Source organism: Paraburkholderia phenazinium, assembly GCF_900100735.1.
Taxonomy (GTDB): domain Bacteria; phylum Pseudomonadota; class Gammaproteobacteria; order Burkholderiales; family Burkholderiaceae; genus Paraburkholderia; species Paraburkholderia phenazinia.
Window position 1 is genome coordinate 73,144 of the sequence record NZ_FNCJ01000015.1, and the last position, 19,731, is coordinate 92,874.

The 19,731-nt window shown below is 61.1% G+C and carries 21 protein-coding genes and 1 pseudogene; 7 read left to right on the top strand and 15 right to left on the bottom strand.

Features of this window, described 5'->3' with window-relative positions; genetic code table 11:
• Nucleotides 1–53 precede the first annotated feature (53 nt).
• Nucleotides 54–341 (bottom strand): ABC transporter permease subunit, encoded by a 288-nt coding sequence (locus BLQ92_RS40795; RefSeq protein ID WP_425194975.1) that lies wholly within the window; start codon nucleotides 339–341, stop codon nucleotides 54–56.
• A 235-nt stretch (nucleotides 342–576) separates the two neighbouring features.
• Between BLQ92_RS40795 and BLQ92_RS39605 the strand changes: the two are divergent.
• Nucleotides 577–675, top strand: a pseudogene (locus BLQ92_RS39605) (alkaline phosphatase family protein); the annotation flags it as partial.
• An 836-nt stretch (nucleotides 676–1,511) separates the two neighbouring features.
• Nucleotides 1,512–1,817: a DUF4148 domain-containing protein gene (locus BLQ92_RS27790; RefSeq protein WP_090689233.1), complete on the top strand. Its 306-nt coding sequence runs from the start codon at nucleotides 1,512–1,514 to the stop codon at nucleotides 1,815–1,817.
• Nucleotides 1,818–2,039: 222 nt separating this feature from the next.
• On the opposite strand, the gene BLQ92_RS27795 is transcribed toward BLQ92_RS27790, so the two are convergent.
• On the bottom strand, nucleotides 2,040–2,333 hold the full coding sequence (locus tag BLQ92_RS27795) for a DUF1330 domain-containing protein (RefSeq protein WP_090689234.1): 294 nt from the start codon (nucleotides 2,331–2,333) through the stop codon (nucleotides 2,040–2,042).
• Nucleotides 2,334–2,684: 351 nt separating this feature from the next.
• On the opposite strand from BLQ92_RS27795, the gene BLQ92_RS27800 reads away from it, so the two are divergent.
• Nucleotides 2,685–3,275 carry an IMPACT family protein gene (locus tag BLQ92_RS27800; protein WP_090689237.1) on the top strand — a complete coding sequence of 197 codons (591 nt, stop codon included), beginning with the start codon at nucleotides 2,685–2,687 and terminating at the stop codon, nucleotides 3,273–3,275.
• A gap of 63 nt (nucleotides 3,276–3,338) precedes the next feature.
• Here BLQ92_RS27800 and BLQ92_RS27805 read toward each other — a convergent pair whose 3' ends face one another.
• The 11 genes from BLQ92_RS27805 to BLQ92_RS27855 all read right to left on the bottom strand — a co-directional run bounded on the left by BLQ92_RS27805 (nucleotide 3,339) and on the right by BLQ92_RS27855 (nucleotide 15,702).
• A complete protein-coding gene (locus tag BLQ92_RS27805; RefSeq protein ID WP_090689240.1) occupies nucleotides 3,339–5,000 on the bottom strand; it encodes a GMC family oxidoreductase in 1,662 nt (553 codons plus the stop codon).
• 55 nt (nucleotides 5,001–5,055) lie between these two features.
• On the bottom strand, nucleotides 5,056–6,273 hold the full coding sequence (locus tag BLQ92_RS27810) for a mandelate racemase/muconate lactonizing enzyme family protein (protein WP_090689243.1): 1,218 nt from the start codon (nucleotides 6,271–6,273) through the stop codon (nucleotides 5,056–5,058).
• Complete coding sequence (locus tag BLQ92_RS27815) at nucleotides 6,274–7,596, bottom strand: MFS transporter (protein WP_090689246.1); 1,323 nt, start codon at nucleotides 7,594–7,596, stop codon at nucleotides 6,274–6,276.
• Nucleotides 7,597–7,758: 162 nt separating this feature from the next.
• Nucleotides 7,759–9,183 carry an aldehyde dehydrogenase gene (gene aldA, locus BLQ92_RS27820; protein ID WP_090689252.1) on the bottom strand — a complete coding sequence of 475 codons (1,425 nt, stop codon included), beginning with the start codon at nucleotides 9,181–9,183 and terminating at the stop codon, nucleotides 7,759–7,761.
• Between the two features lie 174 nt (nucleotides 9,184–9,357).
• Complete coding sequence (locus BLQ92_RS27825) at nucleotides 9,358–9,603, bottom strand: hypothetical protein (protein ID WP_090689255.1); 246 nt, start codon at nucleotides 9,601–9,603, stop codon at nucleotides 9,358–9,360.
• 173 nt (nucleotides 9,604–9,776) lie between these two features.
• Complete coding sequence (locus BLQ92_RS27830; RefSeq protein WP_244106510.1) at nucleotides 9,777–12,167, bottom strand: putative bifunctional diguanylate cyclase/phosphodiesterase; 2,391 nt, start codon at nucleotides 12,165–12,167, stop codon at nucleotides 9,777–9,779.
• Nucleotides 12,168–12,433: 266 nt separating this feature from the next.
• Nucleotides 12,434–13,411: a zinc-binding dehydrogenase gene (locus BLQ92_RS27835; RefSeq protein ID WP_090689258.1), complete on the bottom strand. Its 978-nt coding sequence runs from the start codon at nucleotides 13,409–13,411 to the stop codon at nucleotides 12,434–12,436.
• A gap of 55 nt (nucleotides 13,412–13,466) precedes the next feature.
• Entirely contained in the window at nucleotides 13,467–14,153 is a 687-nt protein-coding gene (locus BLQ92_RS27840) for a type 1 glutamine amidotransferase domain-containing protein (RefSeq protein ID WP_090689262.1), read from the bottom strand.
• A 61-nt stretch (nucleotides 14,154–14,214) separates the two neighbouring features.
• Entirely contained in the window at nucleotides 14,215–14,805 is a 591-nt protein-coding gene (locus tag BLQ92_RS27845) for a TetR/AcrR family transcriptional regulator (protein WP_090689605.1), read from the bottom strand.
• A gap of 197 nt (nucleotides 14,806–15,002) precedes the next feature.
• Complete coding sequence (locus BLQ92_RS27850; RefSeq protein ID WP_090689609.1) at nucleotides 15,003–15,263, bottom strand: DUF6723 family protein; 261 nt, start codon at nucleotides 15,261–15,263, stop codon at nucleotides 15,003–15,005.
• 169 nt (nucleotides 15,264–15,432) lie between these two features.
• Nucleotides 15,433–15,702: a hypothetical protein gene (locus BLQ92_RS27855; RefSeq protein WP_090689265.1), complete on the bottom strand. Its 270-nt coding sequence runs from the start codon at nucleotides 15,700–15,702 to the stop codon at nucleotides 15,433–15,435.
• 218 nt (nucleotides 15,703–15,920) lie between these two features.
• On the opposite strand from BLQ92_RS27855, the gene BLQ92_RS27860 reads away from it, so the two are divergent.
• Nucleotides 15,921–16,124, top strand: coding sequence for a cold-shock protein (locus BLQ92_RS27860; RefSeq protein ID WP_074266313.1), 204 nt, complete (start codon nucleotides 15,921–15,923; stop codon nucleotides 16,122–16,124).
• 140 nt (nucleotides 16,125–16,264) lie between these two features.
• Here BLQ92_RS27860 and BLQ92_RS27865 read toward each other — a convergent pair whose 3' ends face one another.
• Nucleotides 16,265–16,975: a lysophospholipid acyltransferase family protein gene (locus BLQ92_RS27865; protein WP_090689268.1), complete on the bottom strand. Its 711-nt coding sequence runs from the start codon at nucleotides 16,973–16,975 to the stop codon at nucleotides 16,265–16,267.
• 473 nt (nucleotides 16,976–17,448) lie between these two features.
• Between BLQ92_RS27865 and BLQ92_RS27870 the strand changes: the two genes are divergently transcribed.
• The 3 genes from BLQ92_RS27870 to BLQ92_RS27880 all read left to right on the top strand — a co-directional run bounded on the left by BLQ92_RS27870 (nucleotide 17,449) and on the right by BLQ92_RS27880 (nucleotide 18,957).
• Nucleotides 17,449–18,123 (top strand): response regulator transcription factor, encoded by a 675-nt coding sequence (locus BLQ92_RS27870; protein WP_090689270.1) that lies wholly within the window; start codon nucleotides 17,449–17,451, stop codon nucleotides 18,121–18,123.
• A gap of 144 nt (nucleotides 18,124–18,267) precedes the next feature.
• Complete coding sequence (locus BLQ92_RS27875) at nucleotides 18,268–18,537, top strand: DUF4148 domain-containing protein (protein WP_090689273.1); 270 nt, start codon at nucleotides 18,268–18,270, stop codon at nucleotides 18,535–18,537.
• A 147-nt stretch (nucleotides 18,538–18,684) separates the two neighbouring features.
• Entirely contained in the window at nucleotides 18,685–18,957 is a 273-nt protein-coding gene (locus BLQ92_RS27880; RefSeq protein WP_090689277.1) for a hypothetical protein, read from the top strand.
• Between the two features lie 86 nt (nucleotides 18,958–19,043).
• Here the strand turns inward: BLQ92_RS27880 and BLQ92_RS27885 are convergent, their stop codons facing one another.
• Nucleotides 19,044–19,724: a response regulator transcription factor gene (locus BLQ92_RS27885; RefSeq protein WP_090689280.1), complete on the bottom strand. Its 681-nt coding sequence runs from the start codon at nucleotides 19,722–19,724 to the stop codon at nucleotides 19,044–19,046.
• Nucleotides 19,725–19,731 lie beyond the last annotated feature (7 nt).

Genomic DNA, 19,731 nt, shown 5'->3' on the forward strand with positions numbered 1-19,731 from the left:
CCCCCAAACCGCCCAAGCGGTTGGCGACCGCGCAACGCTGGAAAAAATAAGGTTTAACGACTGCGCCGCGTAAAGAGCTTGTCAGCCGTCACTGCAGCAATAATCAGAACGCCCATCACAATCTGCTGATAGTACGACTCCACGTTCATGATATTCAGAATGTTGTTGATTACGCCAATGATCAGGCCGCCGATCACGACACCTGCCACCTGCCCGCGTCCGCCGAAGAAACTCGTTCCGCCCAAGCTTCGTGTAGCGCGCCACGAAGAACAGGAATCCTGCCACGGCGGCCGCGATGATGATCGGCACAGGCACGCCGAACACGCGGCCCGCGACGACATCCACAAACGAGCGATCGAAGCCGAACACCGAGCGAGAGTCGGAAATGATCAGCGTCACCCTGCGATAAATCGCCGCCGTACCCAGTGTAATGATGAACGGATGCAACTGCGTCAAATTGACGAGTGCACCATCACCGCGCTTTGCAGCAGCACCTGCACGAGGTTTTCACGCGTCAGGAAATACTGCGGTGAAGCGACGCTGCATAGAACGAGCAGCAGGACGAGAAACCTGTGTTTTGGTCCGGGCCCGCGCGTGCCGATGTTCGTCGTTTCGCCGTGGAGTACGGGCGGCTGGGTCAACTCGCAGGTGATCGACCATACCGCTTCGCGGCGGCAGTGACGCTGCCCTGCCGGACCGTTTCGAAGAAGGCGACGAGGAGCGGTGCGAGCATAGATGGAAAGCAATTCGTGGGGGTTGGGCGTAGAAAGAGCGCCGGTCGCCTGTCCGCAGTGCAACCCACGCATGACTAAAAGGTGCGAGTTTATACACGCTGCCGCGCTCCGAGTCCATGCACGAGCGTCAGCGTTCCGATGGTCAAAACACGATGTCTCGTCCAGCAGGACAAACGCACTGTAGGATGCGGCGGAGCTTGAATCGACTTTGGAATGCAGCTGTGTGTCGCAGAGTGAAACAGACTGGGATGCGGCAGTAGACGCCAGGCGGGAAGGGAGAGAGCGACGAATCGACCAGATGAGGAGTCCGGTTTCGCCCCAGCCGGGAGCTAGATTCGTCACGTGAGTCATTATGCGTGCGACGCAGGTCTCAGTCATCACTTGAGTCTGCAAAGCACTCTTGCCGATTCCGTGATAATTGGCGCGCGCGAGCAATGGGATCAAAGAGCCCGCCATTTCGACCTATGACCTCTACGTAGCCGCATTCGATCAAACTCGCCCGTCCTCATTGCGAGTACTGAGTTCCAGTCACAACGCTCAGGCGCGGGTGCGATGAAGCAGATTAGATTCAGTCCTCCGCCATGTCGTCCACGAACTTCCGGCTGGCGCTCGTGGCTGTCAAGTTTGCGCTAACCAGGCGCTCCGATTGTGCGATGTCTGCGAAAGGTGATTTCATTAACTAGGTATTTACCCTAGGTCTCTATCCCCCTAGAGTGGAGTCACTGATTTACGAACAGGGCTGTTCGTAGCAGGACAAACAAAGTCTGGAGGTTAGCCATGAAATCCCTTATCCAAGCCGCTGTTGTTGCCGCTGCCCTTGCTGCACCCGTTGCTGTCTTCGCTCAATCGAACCAACCTGTCACCCGTGCACAAGTGCGCGCCGAATTGGTTCAACTCGAAAAGACTGGTTATCACCCAGGTGTTGGTGACAACACCACTTATCCGGCGCAGATTCAGGCTGCCGAGGCGAAATTGGCAGCACAAAACGGCGCAACCGATGTCGGCGGGGTCGCGAATGGTTCGTCGGAGATGGGGCGCCCAGCCGTATCAAAGGCCGATTGGAACCTGATGTACGGCCACTGAGGTATTGATCCGGGCGCCGTGAAAGGATGTCGAACGAATCCGGGTTGTGAGTGCATCCTTTGGGCGCGCGATCCCGGCTCGCCACCGTCCAAAGAACAGGCCCGCTACTGGCGTTGACCGCAGTAGTGGGCCGATTTCATTTCGAAGACCGCCACCGTCGGGACCCTGATGGTGTTGCTCAGGCCGCTCGATCAGAAGGCCAAATCCCTCGAAGGGTCCGCGTCATTCGACGCCGCGAACGATTCGCAGATCGCGCTCGACGCCATCGCCCAAGGCTTCAAGAGCTTTCTTGTATTCGGCGCTATCGTACGCGGCAACTGCCTCCTCGTAGGTCGGAAACTCAATCAAGACAGTCCGCTCCTTCAAGCCGTGCTCGCGAACCTCGTCGGCCACTCCGCGCACGAGGAATTTTCCGCCGGCTGCTGCCACAGCAGGGCCTGCCAGCTGTGCATAGGCTGCCAGCTTCGCCGGGTCCTTCGTCTTACGGTATGTGGTTACCCAATATCCTTTGCTCATTGAAGCTCCTTGTTCTGGGGTTAGAAAGCAATGACTGCCTTGCAAGCAACAACGCGAGAATTATGTCACTTGGTGGCATCGCTGCTCGGGTAACTCGTATCGGCAAGGTGATCAGCAACCACGCGGCCGAGGACCTGGCGCTTTCGCATCCCAGTAGATGCTCCGCTGTTTGCTTGCTTGGCAAGCGTATGCTTCGATACGCGCCGACGTGAGCTTTCCTTTTGCATCGCGCGCCATGTAGACACCGTGTAGGCATACTATGTCGTAGGCGATCCATCAGGGTCAACACACATACGGCAGAAGACAGAAGCTAAGCAACTGATTCTATTTATCTAATCAACATCCATCAACGTGAGTCACACTCTTTCAACGTCAGTATCTTCAGAACTCGAAATCCGCAAGAGCCGTTTTATCGCCCATGCGATCCCCGTCGCGGACCGCGACGCGGCGATGGCCGAATTGCGCCGCCTGCGTGAAGAAAACCCGACCGCGACGCACGTTTGCTGGGCCTTGCTGGCAGGCGGCCAGTCCGGCATGTCGGACGACGGCGAGCCGTCCGGCACCGCCGGCCGCCCCATCCTCGAAGTGCTACGCCATCACGACCTGGACGGCGTGCTGGCGGCCGTGGTGCGCTACTACGGCGGCGTGAAGCTCGGCGCGGGTGGTCTCGTGCGCGCCTATACCGACGCGATTGCGCGCGTGCTGCAGGATGCACCGCGCGTCGAACGGATTGCTCAGGCGTTGCTGACGGTGGAGATCGGCTATGCGGACGAGGCGCGCGTGCGCCGCTGGATCGAGCAGGAAGGCTACGCACTCGCCGATAGCGGCTATCAGATGGCCGTGCGGCTGACTATCAGCATGCCCGTCACGGCAGTGGACGCGGCGCGTGACGCGCTAAGGGATATGACGCAAGGACGGGCGGTGTTCGCTGAGGAGATCTGAGGCACCCAGGTCTCGTGGGCGCATTCGGCGACGCTGGGCCCCTCTTCCTCCACCACCTAACCCTCAATGCGTGGCCGCTAACTCCGCCTGACCACGCTCCGCCGCCTCCTGCGCCAGCGCATCCTCGAGAATCATCTCGGCACCCTTCTCGGCCACCATCATCGTCGGTGCATTGATGTTGCTGGAGGTGATATTCGGAAAAATCGACGCATCCACCACCCGCAAGCCGGCAATGCCATGCACACGCAAGCGCTCGTCGACCACGGACGTCTGCACATCGGCCCCCATCGCGCACGATCCGCACAGGTGATAGATCGAACCCGATTGCTCGCGGAAATACTGCAGGAAACCTTCGCGGGTATTCACCTGCGGTCCCGGCGAAATCTCTTCGACCGTAATGTCCCGCAACGCGGACGTTGCCATCACCTTACGCACCAGCTCGCATCCCTGGATCACCTCGTCGATGTCCTTGTCCGTCGTCAGTGCGTTGATGCGGATCTTTGCCGGATCCTCCACCCGGTTCGACGCAATCTCGATCGAACCGCGGCTCGTCGGCCGGCACGGATTGAAGGCCAGCAGAAAGCCCGAATATGGTTCCGGTTCGAGATTCGCCTTGTTGCTCTTCGGAATGCGATACGACAGCGGGTTGAAATAGAGCTGCAGGTTAGGCTGCGTCTGCCCATCGTTGCCCTTGAAGAAGCCTCCCGACTGGTTGACGCTCATCGCCAGCGGCCCCTTGCGTGTCAACAGGTACTGCAAGCCCAGCTTGAGCTTGCCGAGCAACGGCCGCATTTCGTCGTTCAAGGTCTTCACATTGGCGCGGTAGTAGAAACTCACGCACAAGTGGTCCTGCAGATTCTGCCCGACCGCCGGCAAATCATGCACTAGCGGAATGCGATGCTGCGCAAGCAGCGCCTTGTCGCCGACACCGGACAGTTGCAGCAGCTTGGGGGTATCCACCGCGCCCGCCGCCAGGATCACTTCGCGGTTCGCGGTGAAGGTGCGTGTGCTGCCGTTCTGCTTGACCACCACGCCAGTCGCACGCCTGGCGGCATCGAACAGCACCTGGCTCACCAGCACGTCGCGCTCGACGCTCAGATTCTTGCGATCCAGTACCGGATGCAGGTACTCGAAGCTGCTCGACGAGCGTTGCCCGTTGCGCGTGTTCACGTCGTAAATGCCGGAGCCTTCGAACTGCGCGCCGTTAAAATCGTCGCTGCGCTTATAGCCCGCCTGTTCGCAGCCTTTGAGGAACACGTGGCAAATCGGATGCACGGCGTCCTTCATCGGCGAAATGCGGATCGGGCCGTCGGCGCCGTGATACTCGGTATTGCCGAGCGGATGCGATTCGAGCTTGCGGAAATACGGCAGCACGTCTTTAAACGACCAGCCCTTGTTGCCGGCCGCAGCCCAGTCGTCGAAATCGTGCGGCTGGCCGCGCACGAAGATCATCGCGTTGATCGAGCCGGAGCCGCCCTGGACCTTGCCGCGCGGGCAGTAAATCGGCCGGTTGTCGAGTTCCTTTTCGGGCTCGCTGTAGTACATCCAGTTATAGGTTTCGTTGTAGTACGTCTTGGTGAAACCTACTGGAATCCTGAACCAGAACGAGCTGTCCTTGCCGCCTGCTTCGAGTAGCAGTACGGAATACTGGCCCGAGGCCGTCAGGCGATTGGCAAGGATGCAGCCCGCAGAGCCCGCGCCGACAATAATGTAGTCGTAGTTCATGGTGTATCTCGCCCGACGGCGTCCGCTTCAGTGAATGCGAAAGTAAATCTCAAGCTCAACCCTTGGCCGGCGCGAGATCCTTGACGTCGGCGGGTTTCGCGGCCATCTGCAGATGCAGACGCTCGCCCGTGTACGGCGAGTGCTGACGCACGACCTCCATGTTCAGCTCGACGCCCAGACCCGGTTCCTGCGACGGAATGATGTAGCCGTCTTCCCAGCGGATCGGCGTCTTCAGCACTTCTGCATGGAAGCCGCCCCACGTGCCGATACTTTCCTGAATCAGGAAGTTCGGCGTGCAGGCCGCCAACTGGATGCTTGCCGCGGCGCCCACCGGACCGTTGTAGAGGTGCGGTGCGATCTGCGCGTAATAGACCTCGGCAATGCTCGCCACCTTCTTCGCTTCGAGCAGGCCGCCGACGCGCGCCACATTCAATTGCAGAATCGATGCAGCACCCGCTTCCAGCAACTTGAAGAATTCGTACTTGGTGGTCAGGCGCTCCCCGGCTGCAATCGGAATGCTGGTGTGCTTGGCCACTTGCGCCATTGCACCTTCCTGGCCGGGCGGCACGGGTTCTTCGAACCACAGAGGATCGTATTTCTCGAGACGCCTGGCGAGCCGAATGGCCGACGACGGCACCATTTGTCCATGCGTGCCGAACAGCAGGTCGGCCTTGCTGCCCACCGCTTCGCGCACCCTACGGCAGAACATTTCGCAACGGTCGAGCACTTCCATGGACAGTTGATGACCGGAGTACGCGGTGTACGGTCCGGCCGGGTCGAACTTGACTGCGGTAAAACCGCGCTTGACGTTCTCGACGGCGCATTCGGCCGCGAGATCAGGATCGTCGTAGTCGTACTCGCCACGGCTATTCTTCGGGTACAGGTAGGTATACGAACGAAGACGTTCATTGACCATGCCGCCAAGCAGTTCGTAAACCGGCTTGCCCGCGGCCTTGCCGATAATGTCCCAGCACGCCATCTCCAGTCCGCTGACCACACCCATCATCGTCAGGTCGGGACGCTGCGTAAACCCGCTCGAATAGGCTTCGCGCCACAGGCGTTCGACGTGATGCGGATCTCTGTCCAGCAGATAGCGGCTAAACACGTCGTCGATGATGTGGGTCATCACGTTCGGATGGAACGTCGCCGAATAGATTTCCCCGACGCCTTCAATGCCGCAAGCCGTCTTCAGCTTGACGAAGATCCAGTACATGCCGCCCAGATGCGGCGGCGGTACAGCGACAATATGCGTTTCGAGCGAGACGACTTTCATTTACGCACCTTCTTTCCTGTTAAGCATGTTTCTGAGCGCCAGCGCAGCACAGCCACCGAGCGCGGCCACTGCGGCCACATAGCCGAAGTAGAGTTGATAACCGAAGACGCCGGGGTAGTTCTGCGTCAGATAGCCGTTGATGAGCGGGAGGAAAACGTCCGGCGAATAACCCAGCACCGAGATCAAGCCAATCGCCAGTCCCATCGTTTCGACCGGCACATTGCAGCGGTCGAGCAACGACCAGTACAGGCCGCGAATCGCGTAAGTCAGAATGCCGATAAACAGCACGAGGAACACCAGCGCGACATGGCTGCCGATTCCCGGCGCCGCGACCAGTCCGAGCAGCGACAGAGCGGCGAGGAACAGCGATATCACCAGAACCGAAATCTTCGAGAAACGGTCGCCGAGAAAGCCGCCGCCGATGCCGCCGATGGGCCGCATCCACAGCTTGAGCGTGGTGATCGTGCCGGCCATCACCACCGAGAGACCAATTGCGCCTTCGTGCAGATAGGCGGAGAAGCTGTAGGTTGCCCAGAACACCTGGTAGCCGCAGAACACAATTGCGGCTACGAGCCATAGTTCCGGAATCGAAGCGAGCGTTTTGAGGTCGACCAGTACATTGCTGCGTTTGCGCGAAGCGGCGTTTTGCGCAGCGTCCTTGCTACCCTGCGGATCCTTCACCAGCGCCAGCACCAGGCCGAGCGCAATGCACAGGAATGCGTACATATAGACCACCAGCTTGAACCCCGCCGCGACCGGTTCGCCGCGCGTCTGCGTAACCCAGGCGAACAGCGTGATCGCCACGGTAGCCAGCATCGCCTCGATCAGGCCACGGCCGCCGTCGAGAAAGCCGAAAAAGCGGCCCTGCTCATCCGGTCCGGCAATCATCGACACGCGCTTGATCACCGCGGCCCAGAAGGTCAAGCCGGTCGAGAGACCCCAGCCGCCGAAAATAACCATCAGCACATGAAACGACGGCGCAGTCGAATACCACAAGCCGAGCACACCGGTTGCGATCAGCGAGAAGCAGATGAGCAGGCGCGGTGCGATACGGTCGGCAAGCCAGCCGCTCGGCAGATAGCTCAGCAGGAAAATCGTGCCCAGCGACGAATACAGGTAACCGAGCTGGCTGTCGCTGATATGAAACACTTCCAGCATCGTCGGCTGATACACCTGCCGCAAATAGAGAATCGGGTAAATAGCGCCGGCAGCGATCACCAGCAGAAGCAGTTGAATATAGCGCTGTGCTTTGGTTTCGCGTAAGGCGGCCGCGTCGTCGGAGACGGCCCGCGACGCGCTGGATTGAATAGATTGAGATGACACTGATGTACTCCTAAGAGACAGGCAAGGCTATAGAAGCGTGACTGAGCCAGCTTTGCCGGGTCTCCGATATCTTTGTTATGGTTGCAGCGTGCTTGCGCGACTCTGCGGGTTCAGAAAAGGCGCGCGCTGCGAGCGTCGCGCCGGGTTGGGATGAGCGGTGACTCAGTACTTCATCACCACGAGGCGCGTCTGCGTGAATTCGAGCATGCCGTGCTTGCCGTCGTCGCCGCCGAGCCCCGAGCGCTTCCAGCCAGCATGGAAGCCCTGGTAGGGATCAGCCGGCGTGCGATTCACATACAGTTCGCCTGCTTCGATGCTGTTGGCGATCTTCATCGCCGTACGATAGTTCTCCGTGTACAGCACCGAGGACAGCCCGAACTGATGATCGTTGGCCATCTCGAGCGCCTCATCGAGCGTGCTGTACTTGACCACTGGCATGATCGGACCAAAGGTCTCTTCCTGGATGATCTCCATGTCCTGGCGACAGTTCGTCAGCAAGGTGGCCGGATAGAAGAAGCCCTCGCCGCCCGGTAGCTCGCCGCCCGTCTCGAGTTTCGCGCCTGCATCCACCGCGCGCTCGACCATGGCGTGAATCGACTGGCGCGACGCCTCGTTCACGAGCGGTCCCATCAGTGCGGGGTTGCCGGCGCGGTCACCGAATTTCACAGCGCTCATATGCGATTTGAGCAGCGCCACGAAACGGTCATGCACGCTTTCATGCACGTAGACGCGTTCGATCGCCGTGCACAACTGGCCGCAATGCGTAGTCTTGGAAGCGACCAGTTCTCGCGCGGCCTTCTCGAGGTCGGCGTCCGGCTCGATGATCGCGGGTGTCTTGCCGCCCAGTTCAAGCGACGGCTTGGCGATGTTCGCCTTGCAGTACTCGAGCACCTTGCGGCCCGCGCTAACGCTGCCCGTCAACGTGATCATGCTCACCGCAGGATGCGTGCAGACTTCTTCAGCCGTCGCGTGGCTCATGGCCAGAATGTTGACGACGCCAGCAGGCAACCCGGCGCGTTCGACCGCCTTGGCAATTTCAAACGCGGAAGTCGGCGTGTTGTTGCTCGGCCGCACCACCACCGTGTTACCCGAGATCAGCGCAGGTGCAATCTTGCGCATGAACGTATAGACCGGATAATTGAACGGAATCAGGCAGGCGACGACACCGATCGGCTCGCGATGCAAGACCAGGTTTTCGTCAGGGGTGTCGCTAGGAATGACTTCGCCTTCGATACGGCGCGCCCACTCCGCGTGATAGCGGGTGATCTGGCCAGCATAGATGGCTTCGTTGGTCGCATCGGCCACACTCTTGCCGGACTCCAGCGCCAGCGCGGCGCCAATCGCCGATGCGCATTCGGTCAGGGCGGCAGCCAGCTTGTGCAGATACACCGCGCGTTCGGCGGCGGGTAGCTTACGCCAGCCTTTCTGCGCGACCGCGGCGGCCTTGACCGCGGCGATCGCCTCGTCCTTCGAAGCACCCGCGACCTGGGCGATCAAGGCCTCGGTAGCGGGGTTGTAGACGGAAATGAGTTCGTCGGTTGCGGGTTCGATGAACTGGCCGTTAACGAAATTCCGATCGAGTCGCATAGTCCTTACCAGGTGGCGTAGCGCGAAAAACGCATTGCCGGCGGCTATGGGCTCCATGCCACCGGTGCATGGGCAGAATTCTTCTCCGCGTGGCGAGGGTCTACAAGCGACTATTTTGGCAGCCAAACATTCAAAAAACTCATGTTTGGCAAAAGTGTGGGAATGAAGCAGCGCTTAACGGCGCAGCAAAGATGCCTGGCTTTCGAGCAAAGCTCGCAACTCGGCTGAGTCCGGCCGCGTGCCCCAATTGCGGGCGCCGGCCACGGAGGCGATGGCAATCCACGAGTTCGGCGGAAACCACTCGCGCAGCACGGTGCTGGCCTCGAGAATCCGTAGCCGGCCAGTTTGCCCGCAGTAGTCGGCGCATAGCTCCGTGCCGTCCAGGTGGGCGGTCACGAGTGGGTTACGCATTCGTTGCATTGGTCTCTCCCGCAAGATAAGGCTAAGCACGCTCAGCGATAGAGGCAGTGACGGGAGTCTAGGGACGGTTGTCATTTACAGGTGAAACGCGTGTGCGAGATTGGTAACGCGAGGTTACGGCCCTTGTAAATTTGAGCGCGACACAGGTCGCGCAGCGCATTGTGCGAGCATTGTTAAATACTGAAAGCGGCCTCACCGACTCGCAAATCCAATACGCGTTCGAGATGAGCCGGCGCCTGCGGTCGGCACAAGAAAAAGCCTTGTACGAAGTCACATTTCACGCCACGCAGAATATCCAGTTGCTGCTGCTCTTCGACGCCTTCCGCGACGACCTTGATACCGAGCTTGCGCGACAGGCCGATGATGCCTTCGACAATGCTCTGGGTGGCCGGGTCGCTCACCAGCTTCGAAGTGAACGAGCGGTCGATCTTGAGCGTGTCAGGGGCGAAGTCCGCGAGATACTTGAGTGTCGAATAGCCGGTGCCGAAATCGTCGATGGCAATGCGCACGCCGAGTGACTTCAGTGCCGCAATCACCTTTTGCGCGCGGTCCGGATTCTCCATCAAGGCCGTTTCGGTCAACTCGATTTCCAGTTGCGCAGGCGGAACGCCGAACTTCTTTAGCGCGCGGTCGACCTCCCAAACGATTCCGTCACCGCGAAGCTGGCGGGCCGAGACGTTCACTGACATGCCGAGATTGCAGGCGCCGTGACGCCGCCACTGCGCTAGCTGACTCAGCGCGTTATCGAGCACCCATGAGCCGACCTCGGCGATAAAGCCGGTCTCTTCGAGAATCGGTACGAACACGCCAGGCGGAATCAGGCCGCGGCGCGGATGTTTCCAGCGAATCAGCGCTTCAGTGCTGTGCACCGACAGCGTACGCGGCTCGTGAATGGTCTGGTAGTGCAGCAGGAACTGGTTAGACGCCAGCGCTTCCGGAACATCGCGCTCCAGCGCGAAGTCGTCGATGGTTTCCGCCGCTTCCTTGCCTGCGAACATGAAGCAATTGCGGCCCGCCTTCTTGGCGGCGTACATGGCGACGTCCGCGCTCGTAAGCAGCGCCTCATGATTCGCGCCGTGTTCCGGATACAGCGATATGCCAATCGACGCCGTCACGAACGTACCCGCACCATCGTTACGGCCGCTGCGCGACAGCTCGGCCAGCAGCGCCTGTGCCAACGACTCGAGTCCCGCCTTCTCGGCGATGCTGCCGATCAGGACTGCGAACTCGTCGCCACCAAGCCGCGCGACATAGGCGTCCGGCGGCAACGCGGCCTTGATGACGGCGCCAATGCCCTTGAGCAGACGATCCGCCGCGACGTGTCCGAGCGTATCGTTGAGCACCTTGAAGCGATCCAGGTCCACGAACATCAGGCCGAACGGCGCGCGCGCCGCGCAGCGCTCCTCCATCTCGCGGAACAGCGCCGCGCGGTTAGCGAGGCCGGTCAGCGAATCCGTGAAGGCCAGCTTGTCCAGCGTAGTGATGCGCTCCTGCTCGCCCGTAATGTCTTCAGCCGTACCGATGATGCGCAGCACAGTGCCATCGCTAGCGCGCACCGGATAACCGGTACTGCGCAGCCAGCGAATCGAGCCATCGGCCCGGCGAATGCGGTATTCAACGCGTCCTTCGACGGACTGGCTCACGATCCGGTGCATCTCGTCACGCACCGAGGGCAGATCCTCTTCGAGCACCAGGTCCAGCCATGCGGTCGGATTGTGCCGCAGCTCATGAGGGTCGATACCGAACACCTTCGAGCAGCCCGCGCTGACGTAGTGGAACGACTTGAAATCGGCGCTATACGTGTAGAACACGAGCGGCATATGCGCTTCCATCTCCGACACCAGCTCGTTCTTCGACTGCAGTTCCGCCAGCAGGTCGGCCTGGTTCGTCACGTCGTGCGAGGCGCCCACGACCGCGACCACGTGCCCCGCATTGTTCTTGATGGGCGTAAGCCGGCTGTCCCACCATTTCGGCCGCCCGGCCGTCGTGTGCGAGAGGCCGCGAAACGCGGTGCGATGACCCGCCAGCGCACCCGCAAACGCCGTTGCGGCAGCCGCGCTATTTGCGTCGTTCCAGAATGAGAGCCATTGTGCGCCAGTGAGTTGCGCGGGCGAGTCGGCGTCGATCAGGCATGCGCCATATTCGGACATACGCAACAGACGACCGTCGAGTCCGATCAAACTCATGCATTCGCGATTGGCATCCAGCAGCGCACCAGCCAACGAGGTCGCCGCCGCCTGCTTCGCCCGCTCGTTTGCGAGCGTGCGATAGAGCAACGTCGCCAGCAGCGTCCCTGCGATCCCGGCGACCGTGATCTCCATGACCGACGGTATGCAACCCGTGAGACGCAACCACTGCGGTATCAGCAGGCACAGCGCGACCGTGCCGAAGCCCGCTGCCATCGCCACACCGGCATAGCGGACGTCGACGCTCTGATGGCGCCTGTACCACGCGAAGAAATACGACAGAAACAGCTGGTTCTGAGGCGCAAAGCTATCGCTGCCGATAGCGAAGTTGTGCGCATCACGCTTGCTGTCCGAACTAGGAGCGCACGACGGTTTCAATTTGATGCCTGGTCGGTTATGAGACTGGAGCCATGCGTCGTGAGAGCCATGCTGAATCCCACTACGTGAGTCAGTTAACGGCAAGGGGGTGGGGAAATTGAGGTGCGGGCGCATCGCGAGTGGCGCGCCGGTAAGAAAGCGTAAGCGTGCGCGTCGCTCCGTAGGAGGACGCAGCACTCAATCAGAGCAGCTTGTTATTGTCAGACGATTGCAACGAGGTGCCGCGTGCTTCGCGAGAGACGCGAGGCGACGCGGCGGCCCAACACTCAGAAGCGCAGCAATACCTTGCCCTTGCGGCCAGGCTTGTCGCTGGCAGCGGCGGCCTGCGCGACGTCGTTCAGATCGAACACGGCTTCAACCGGCAAGCGCAACTCGCCGCTGGCGGCGAGACGCAACAGGTCGCCGAACATGCGCGCCTTATCGGCACTCGAGGTGTCCTCCGAGACCTTCTTGGCCCAGAAGCCTTTGACGGTAGCCTGCTTGAAGATGGCGTCGCCGGAACTCAACCGCATCAGTTCGCCCGACATCGAGCCGAATGAGACCAGCGTGCCGCCTTCGCCCAGCAAACTGAACAGGTCCCCGCTCGCGTCACCGCCTACAGAGTCGACCGCCGCAGCGAGCGGTGCGTCGCCGTGCAGCGCGCGCACCCGGTCTTTCCAGTCCGCGCTTTCTGTCGACACCGCATTGCCGATTCCCACCTCGGCCAACTCTGCCACGCCCGCATCGCGGCGCACCACATTCACGACATTGATGCCGCGCGCGGCCGCCAGCATCGCCAGCGTCTTGCCTACGGCCCCGTTCGCCGTGTTCTGCACGAACCACTGGCCCGGTTGCAGATGGAGATACTCCAGCAGCATCACCGCGCTCAAGGGCATCGCAACCAGCTGACAGCCGGTTTCATCGCTCACGGCGTCCGGCAGCGGCACCACGGCGCCCGCCGGCGCGAGCACATACTCGGCCCAGGCCTCGTGGACACCCGCGACGACCACGCGTTGACCGACCCGCACGCGCTCGACGCCCTCGCCGATCGCATCGACCACACCCGCCACCTCGCTACCGGCAACCGCCGGCAACGCGGGCTTGTAGCCGTAGTGCCCACGGACAGTCCACAAATCGTGATTGTGAATCGGCGCGAGCGTGGCCTTGATGCGCACCTGTCCGGCGCCGGGTGTCGGCGTGGGCCGCTCGCCGACAGTTAGGACTTCAGACGGATTGCCGAACGTTGTGTGAATAGCGCTACGCAAATTGAACCTCTGTGGGGAAGGGGTTGAGGGGTGACAACAGCATGATCGTGAGACCTTAGCGCTTCTCTTCGAGCAAGCCGAGCAACGCCTCGGCAGCACCTTCGGAAGAAGCCGGGTTTTGCCCCGTCACCAGCAGGCCATCCACGACCACGTGGCGTTGCCAGTCGGGGCCTTTGGTGTAGTGACCACCAAGACGCTTGAATTCGTCTTCGATAAGGAACGGCACCACGTCGGTCAACTGCACCGCCGCTTCCTCGCTATTCGAGAAGCCCGTGACCTCTTTGCCCTTCACGAGCGGAGTGCCGTCCTGCGCCTTGACGTGGCGGAGCACCCCAGGCGCATGGCAGACTAGCCCGAGCGGCTTGTTCGCCTGATCGAACGCCTGGATCAGCGCAATCGAATCGGCGCTCTCAGCGAGGTCCCACAGCGGGCCATGGCCGCCCGGATAGAACACGGCGTCGTATTCGGCGGCGCGTACTTCAGCGAGCCGCTTCGTGTGAGCCAGCGCCGCTTGTGCGTCCTTGTCGGCCCTGAAGCGCTCGGTGGCCGGTGTTTGTGCATCCGGCGCGTCGCTCTTCGGGTCGAGCGGCGGCTGTCCGCCTGCGGGCGAAGCGAGCGTGAGCGTGGCGCCCGCATCCTTGAACGTGTAGTACGGCGCCGCGAATTCTTCCAGCCAGAAACCGGTCGCCTTGCCGGTGTTGCCGAGGCGATCGTGGGACGTAAGAACCATCAGGATGTTCATGTCCATCTTCCTTTAACGAGGGTCTGTTGCTCAAAGGGACCGTGCAGAACGCGCGGCCGTGTCATGCACTGCGCAACATGGTCTGGGTGACCGACATGGCATGCGCAAGTGCGCTCCCATCTCTGCGCAGCTTCGTGACGAGAGCTGCGCCGAGCCACAACTGATACAGCGTTTGTGCAAGCTCGCGCGCGTCGAGCGCCGGCGAGAGCGAGCCGTCCCTGCCGCCTTCTTCGATCAGCGCGGCGATCCGCGCGATCAGCCGTGCCACGCCGTCGCGTAGGACGATGCGCATGTCATCGGAGAGGTCGGCCACTTCCGCGCTGAGCTTCACCACTAAACATTTGTCCGGGCCGTCGGCCTCGAGCTGCTCTCGTTGCCACTCGCTCCAGTAGAGCAGGAGCTTGTCGCGCGCATTGGCCTCGCTGCCATTGAACAGTTGATCGAGCCGCTCGGCATAGTCAGCGACGTATTGCTCCAGCAACTCACGCCCATACTGCTCTTTTGAACCGAAGTAGTGATAGAACGAGCCCTTCGGGACGTCTGCCGTCTTGAGAATCTCGTTGAGGCCGACTGCGACGAAGCCTCGATGGGTGATCAATGCCCTGCCGGAATCGAGGATATGGCGGCGGACTTGTGGGTGGCTGGGTCTCATGGTGGCGCCCATTCTCTAGCAAAGTAGACCAGTCGTCTAGTAAACCGCGGCAACCATGCTGCATGGGATCGAAAAGACCTCACGGCGTGCATGGGACCGGAGAGACCTCACCGCCCGCATGGAGAAGGGCGTGACTGCTCGCTGTTGCTGGTTCAGTGCGGCGCCGCTCGCGGTGTGTGCCGCAAAGAAACCGGTTGTTATAGCTCCGGATTGGCCAGGTCGGCGGCAACGATATGCTCGCTGTATACCTGCGCGGCGGCGAGCGCCTCGACTTTGGTCGGATAGGGTCCGAGCTCGGGCGCACCGTCGAACGGAAACAACAGTTTGCCGTCGGTCGTGCGGACCACGCGCAACACCCCGAAAAAACGCCGATAGCCGGCAAGGCGCGATGACGCGGTCACGTCGAAATCGCTCTCGGATTGCGCCGGGACGCTGGGAATGAAGGCGGACTTGCTCATACGCTGAAACGGGGTGAAGTAGGGAATGTGCCGCGCGGGCCGCTGCGAGTTCATTGGGCATGTTAGGCCATCTCGCAGCGGGGAGGCCGCGCCAGCGCCGCATTGTCGCAAATCCTGGCGCGACGCGCCGGGCCGGTGCGGCCCATGCGGCAGCGGCGCGAGCCGCTCGTCAGTACGCTTCCCTGTGCCACGGGCCCCAAGCGGCGCCATCGCCCTTCAGACGCGTGTAGGTGGCGCTTTGCCCGGTGGGGATCTCGGAGGTGTCGCCTTGCGGCTTGACATCAGTGGTGTGGAGCGCGAACGCCTGGCGCTCATCCGTATCCACGGTGACGCGCCCAATTGGCTCGAGAACGCCGCTGTGGGCGGACTCCAGCAGCGCGAGGCAAGGGGTCAGACGGCCCCAGAACGACGTCAACTCTTCCTGCAAGTAGTGTTTCATGTATTTCCTGGGAGAGTGTGGGACGCAGTTTACCCTACCGGGACATTACATTTTCCCAACGCCACTTTGACCACTATTTCATGAATTAGAGCCTGATCCTAAAACATGATGATTGGCAGGTTTGTTATCAGCGTGGTACAAAGACATTCTTCGCGTTCGGTCGCGGGGCGAAGACGCGGCAAACGCGAACGCGACATTTAAATTGAATGGATTAAAAAATGGCAACCGGTATTGTGAAGTGGTTCAATGATGCAAAGGGTTTTGGTTTCATTACGCCTGACGGCGGCGGCGAAGATCTGTTCGCGCATTTCTCGGAAGTCCAGGGAAGCGGCTTCAAATCGCTGCAGGAAAACCAGAAGGTCAGCTTCGAAGTGAAGCAAGGCCCGAAGGGTAAGCAAGCGGCAAACATCACGCCGCTGTAATAGGCCGGAACGACCGTTCCGCCTGTTGAAAATGGCCCGCCTCGGCGGGCCATTTGCTTTTCTGGGCTTTGGCACGCCCCGCAGCGGGCCGAGCCGGGTAACACAGCACGCGCGCCTTGCGGCACCGTGCAGGCGCAAGCTCAAAGCTCCTGCAATGCCGCCTTCATCCAGTCGTGCACGGCATGGCTCAGCTCCTGCTGCGAAGCGTCGCGGGACGAAAACTCGGGACCGACGACCACCCGAATGTGCCCCTTGCTGACCGGCCACCCCTTCGCCGGCCAGACCTTGCCCGCGTTATGCACGACGGGAACAACCGGCGCGCCGGTCGCGCAGGCGAGCCGAATGCCGCCCGAGGTCAGCCGCAGCGGCGCATCGTGCGGCACCCGGGTGCCTTCCGGGAAGATCACCACGACATCGCCCTTGGCGAGCCGCTCGGCACAGTCCTGCGTGACCGCCTGATGCGCCTGGCGCGGCGAACCCCGGTTCAGGCTCACCATATCGAGGCCGCGCAGCACCCAGCCGAAGAACGGAATGCGCAGCAGGTCTTCCTTGAACACGAAACTGACGCGCCGTGGAAACAGCGCGAGAAATGCCAGCGTCTCCCAGGTCGATTCGTGACGGCACAACAGGATGGACGGCCCAGGCGGAAGATGCTCGAGCCCCTCAACCGAACAGGTGACGCCGGGCAACCAGCGCATCCATGCAACCATTGCACGACACCATTGCGCCGCGAGCCAGTAGCGCCCGGAGCGGCCGACAAAAGGAAACAGCAGCAGGATCACCGCCGAATAGACCGTGCCGCTGCCGAGCAAGCAGACGATGAAAAGCCATTTGATGAACTTGGAACGCATGAAGAGCCGAGTGAATAAACAATGGAGCCGCGCGTGGATGCACCGCTGCCCGAAATGAACGGGAATTCATGCTTCTGATGTTGCCCGCTCGTACCTCGCACTGTACCGTCTCACGCACCATGCGGCCAGCATTGCTCGCAAGCCGACGCCCTGTGCGCATCGCGCCCCTCGCTCGCGCTTGACGACTCGCTAGCCGCATCAACCGTTTCCGCTCCCTTCAAGCGTGCTTCTTTCCTCGGCCGTTGGGACCCCGGCGTGACGTACACCCTGTCGCGTCACGCCGGATTTTTCCAGTGCATGCCAGCCGCCTCGCTTCGTTGCAAAACCATTAAAAACACTTAATCCGCGTGGCGACGCCAGGTTACCAGCGCTCGGCGATGATGGCGAGGTGAGCGACTCGATGGTTCGCCGCGCGCGATAAACGCGATGCATGCCGGTTCGACTCACGCCCCTCCTCCTAGTGCGTAAGAGCCATGCCTAAAGTTCTCTCTGTCGAAGACGACGAATTGATGATCCACGAGATTCTGAGTTCGCTCTGCGGATCCGGCTATGAGGTCGACGTCGCACGCTGCGGACGCGACGGCATCGCCAGGATCATGGCGTTTCCCTACGACCTCGTCACGCTGGACCGGACGCTTCCCGATCTGGACGGCTTGACGATCCTCACCGCCATGCGCGACGTGGGCATCGACACGCCCGTGCTGCTGGTCAGTTCCATGTCGAATGTCGACGAACGGGTGCGCGGCTTAAGAGCAGGCGGCGACGATTACCTCACCAAGCCTTTTGCACGCGAAGAGATGGTGGCGCGCGCCGAAGTGCTGCTAAGACGCAAGACGCCGGCGCTCAACGCCGAGACGCGCCTTCAGGTAGGCGAACTCGAGTTCGATCTGCTCAAGCGCAAAGCCAGCCATCACGGCCAGACGCTGGATCTTCAGCCAACCGAGCTCAAGCTGCTCGAATACATGATGCGCCATCCAGGCCAGGTGCTCACGCGCACGATGATCTTCGAGGGCGTGTGGGGCTGCCGCTTCGATCCGGGCACCAATCTGATCGACGTTCATGTGGGACGTCTGCGCAAGAAGGTCAGCGCAGCCGGGGAAAATCCGCAGATCCGCACCGTCAGGGGCTCGGGTTACATCCTTAGCTAAGCACTGCAGCTGATTAAAAATCTCTTCACTTTCATGCTCGCGTTGCGATAGGCCTACCTCTCTATTCTGCCTCTTACCGAGACGCGCATCGCGTTAAGCGGTACAGCCCGGATCAAAACCTATCTTCCGCTTGAAGGAGCAATCATGAAAGTCATCAAGATCGCAGCTTTGCTTGGCATTCTCGCAACCAGCACGGCCTTTGCGCAAAGCAACCCGGCCACAGCCGCTACCGCCAACGACACGGCGACCACCGTCGCCATGTCGAACGCTGCGCCGCAAGGCGGCTCATGGGTGCCGCCGTACGGACAAGCCATCGCGCCGAAAACGCGCGCCCAGGTCTACGGCGAACTCGTCCAGGCAGAAAAGGACGGCCAACTCAATTACCTGAACAGCGTCGTGTACGCCCATCCTTAAACGCCTCGCGGAACACGCGTCGTCGCATCTCAAGGGTCGCGCGAGGCGGGCTGCCGGATCGATCTCCAGCCTGCTCGCCCCCATCGGCGGCGTCCCGCGGCGCGGGTCGCCCTCAACTGAACTGTCTTCACTATCGAGGAGTCCATCATGAAGATCGTCATGCTGGCAGCATTCATCAGCCTCGCGGCTAGCACCAGCGCATTCGCCCAGACCGCTACCGGATCGAACAATCCGCAGTCGGCATCGGGTAACAGCAGTTTCACCACCGCGTCGACTTCCGATCAAGCCGGACAGTGGGTCGCGCCCTATGGTCAGCCAGTCGCCGCCAAAAGCCGTACGCAGGTGTACAACAGTCTGGTAAGAGCGGAACGGGACGGTCAGCTCTCGTACCTGGACAGCACGTTGTATGCGCATCATTGAAGCAGAACGCGCAGAATCCGCCTCGCTTAGCGCTCGTACTCGCCTCGCATGCAGACGGGCATGAACGCTAACCGGGGCCTCGTCGTTCAACGCGAGGCCAACTGATAGCCGTAGCGGCTAATCGTCTCCACCCTCGCCCTGAAGCCATGCGTTTCCAGCTTGCGCCGCAGGCGCGACACCACCAGGTTGACGCTGGAGGGATCGACATCCTCCTTGTCCGGCCATGCATAACGGATCAACTGATCTCTCGCCACGGGCGCATTCGCCTGACGCAGCAAACATTCAATCAGCAGATACTCGCGCTTGGTCATCAACACGCGTTTGCCGTCTTCGACGAGATCGCGCGTGAGCGGATCCAGTCTTAGCGAAAGCGCATCGACAGACGGTTGAGCAGAACGCGCTAGCGACGCCCGATGCAACGCCAGCATGCGCTCCTGCATCTCGAGAAACGAATACGGTTGTACGAAACAGGCGTCCGCTCCGGCGCGCAGCACGCGCGCACGATCCTGCGAGGTACCGCTCGCTAGCGCCACGATCACAGCGGGCGCGCGTGGCAACTGGGCCAGTTCGGGTAAAGCGTCGAACAGCGCGGCCATCAGGTTGACGCCCACAGTGGAAATCACGATCGCATCGAATTCTTCATGCGCCGCGAGGTAGAGCGCATAGCGCAGGTTGTCCGCGGCATGCACGCTGTGCGCGCTTTCCCTGAATGCCTTATGTAGGTAAACCGTCTCCGCCTCGGAGGACGAAACCAGCAGGATTCTCATCTAAGCG

What these genes read in the sequence shown, in the direction of transcription:
- BLQ92_RS40795 (WP_425194975.1), bottom strand. Translation starts at nt 341, where the DNA reads ATGTCGTCGCGGGCCGCGTGTTCGGCGTGCCTGTGCCGATCATCATCG.
- BLQ92_RS27790 (WP_090689233.1), top strand. Translation starts at nt 1,512, where the DNA reads ATGAAATCCCTTATCCAAGCCGCTGTTGTTGCCGCTGCCCTTGCTGCA.
- BLQ92_RS27795 (WP_090689234.1), bottom strand. Translation starts at nt 2,333, where the DNA reads ATGAGCAAAGGATATTGGGTAACCACATACCGTAAGACGAAGGACCCG.
- BLQ92_RS27805 (WP_090689240.1), bottom strand. Translation starts at nt 5,000, where the DNA reads ATGAACTACGACTACATTATTGTCGGCGCGGGCTCTGCGGGCTGCATC.
- BLQ92_RS27810 (WP_090689243.1), bottom strand. Translation starts at nt 6,273, where the DNA reads ATGAAAGTCGTCTCGCTCGAAACGCATATTGTCGCTGTACCGCCGCCG.
- aldA (WP_090689252.1), bottom strand. Translation starts at nt 9,183, where the DNA reads ATGCGACTCGATCGGAATTTCGTTAACGGCCAGTTCATCGAACCCGCA.
- BLQ92_RS27825 (WP_090689255.1), bottom strand. Translation starts at nt 9,603, where the DNA reads ATGCAACGAATGCGTAACCCACTCGTGACCGCCCACCTGGACGGCACG.
- BLQ92_RS27840 (WP_090689262.1), bottom strand. Translation starts at nt 14,153, where the DNA reads ATGAACATCCTGATGGTTCTTACGTCCCACGATCGCCTCGGCAACACC.
- BLQ92_RS27845 (WP_090689605.1), bottom strand. Translation starts at nt 14,805, where the DNA reads ATGAGACCCAGCCACCCACAAGTCCGCCGCCATATCCTCGATTCCGGC.
- BLQ92_RS27850 (WP_090689609.1), bottom strand. Translation starts at nt 15,263, where the DNA reads ATGAGCAAGTCCGCCTTCATTCCCAGCGTCCCGGCGCAATCCGAGAGC.
- BLQ92_RS27855 (WP_090689265.1), bottom strand. Translation starts at nt 15,702, where the DNA reads ATGAAACACTACTTGCAGGAAGAGTTGACGTCGTTCTGGGGCCGTCTG.
- BLQ92_RS27860 (WP_074266313.1), top strand. Translation starts at nt 15,921, where the DNA reads ATGGCAACCGGTATTGTGAAGTGGTTCAATGATGCAAAGGGTTTTGGT.
- BLQ92_RS27865 (WP_090689268.1), bottom strand. Translation starts at nt 16,975, where the DNA reads ATGCGTTCCAAGTTCATCAAATGGCTTTTCATCGTCTGCTTGCTCGGC.
- BLQ92_RS27870 (WP_090689270.1), top strand. Translation starts at nt 17,449, where the DNA reads ATGCCTAAAGTTCTCTCTGTCGAAGACGACGAATTGATGATCCACGAG.
- BLQ92_RS27875 (WP_090689273.1), top strand. Translation starts at nt 18,268, where the DNA reads ATGAAAGTCATCAAGATCGCAGCTTTGCTTGGCATTCTCGCAACCAGC.
- BLQ92_RS27880 (WP_090689277.1), top strand. Translation starts at nt 18,685, where the DNA reads ATGAAGATCGTCATGCTGGCAGCATTCATCAGCCTCGCGGCTAGCACC.
- BLQ92_RS27885 (WP_090689280.1), bottom strand. Translation starts at nt 19,724, where the DNA reads ATGAGAATCCTGCTGGTTTCGTCCTCCGAGGCGGAGACGGTTTACCTA.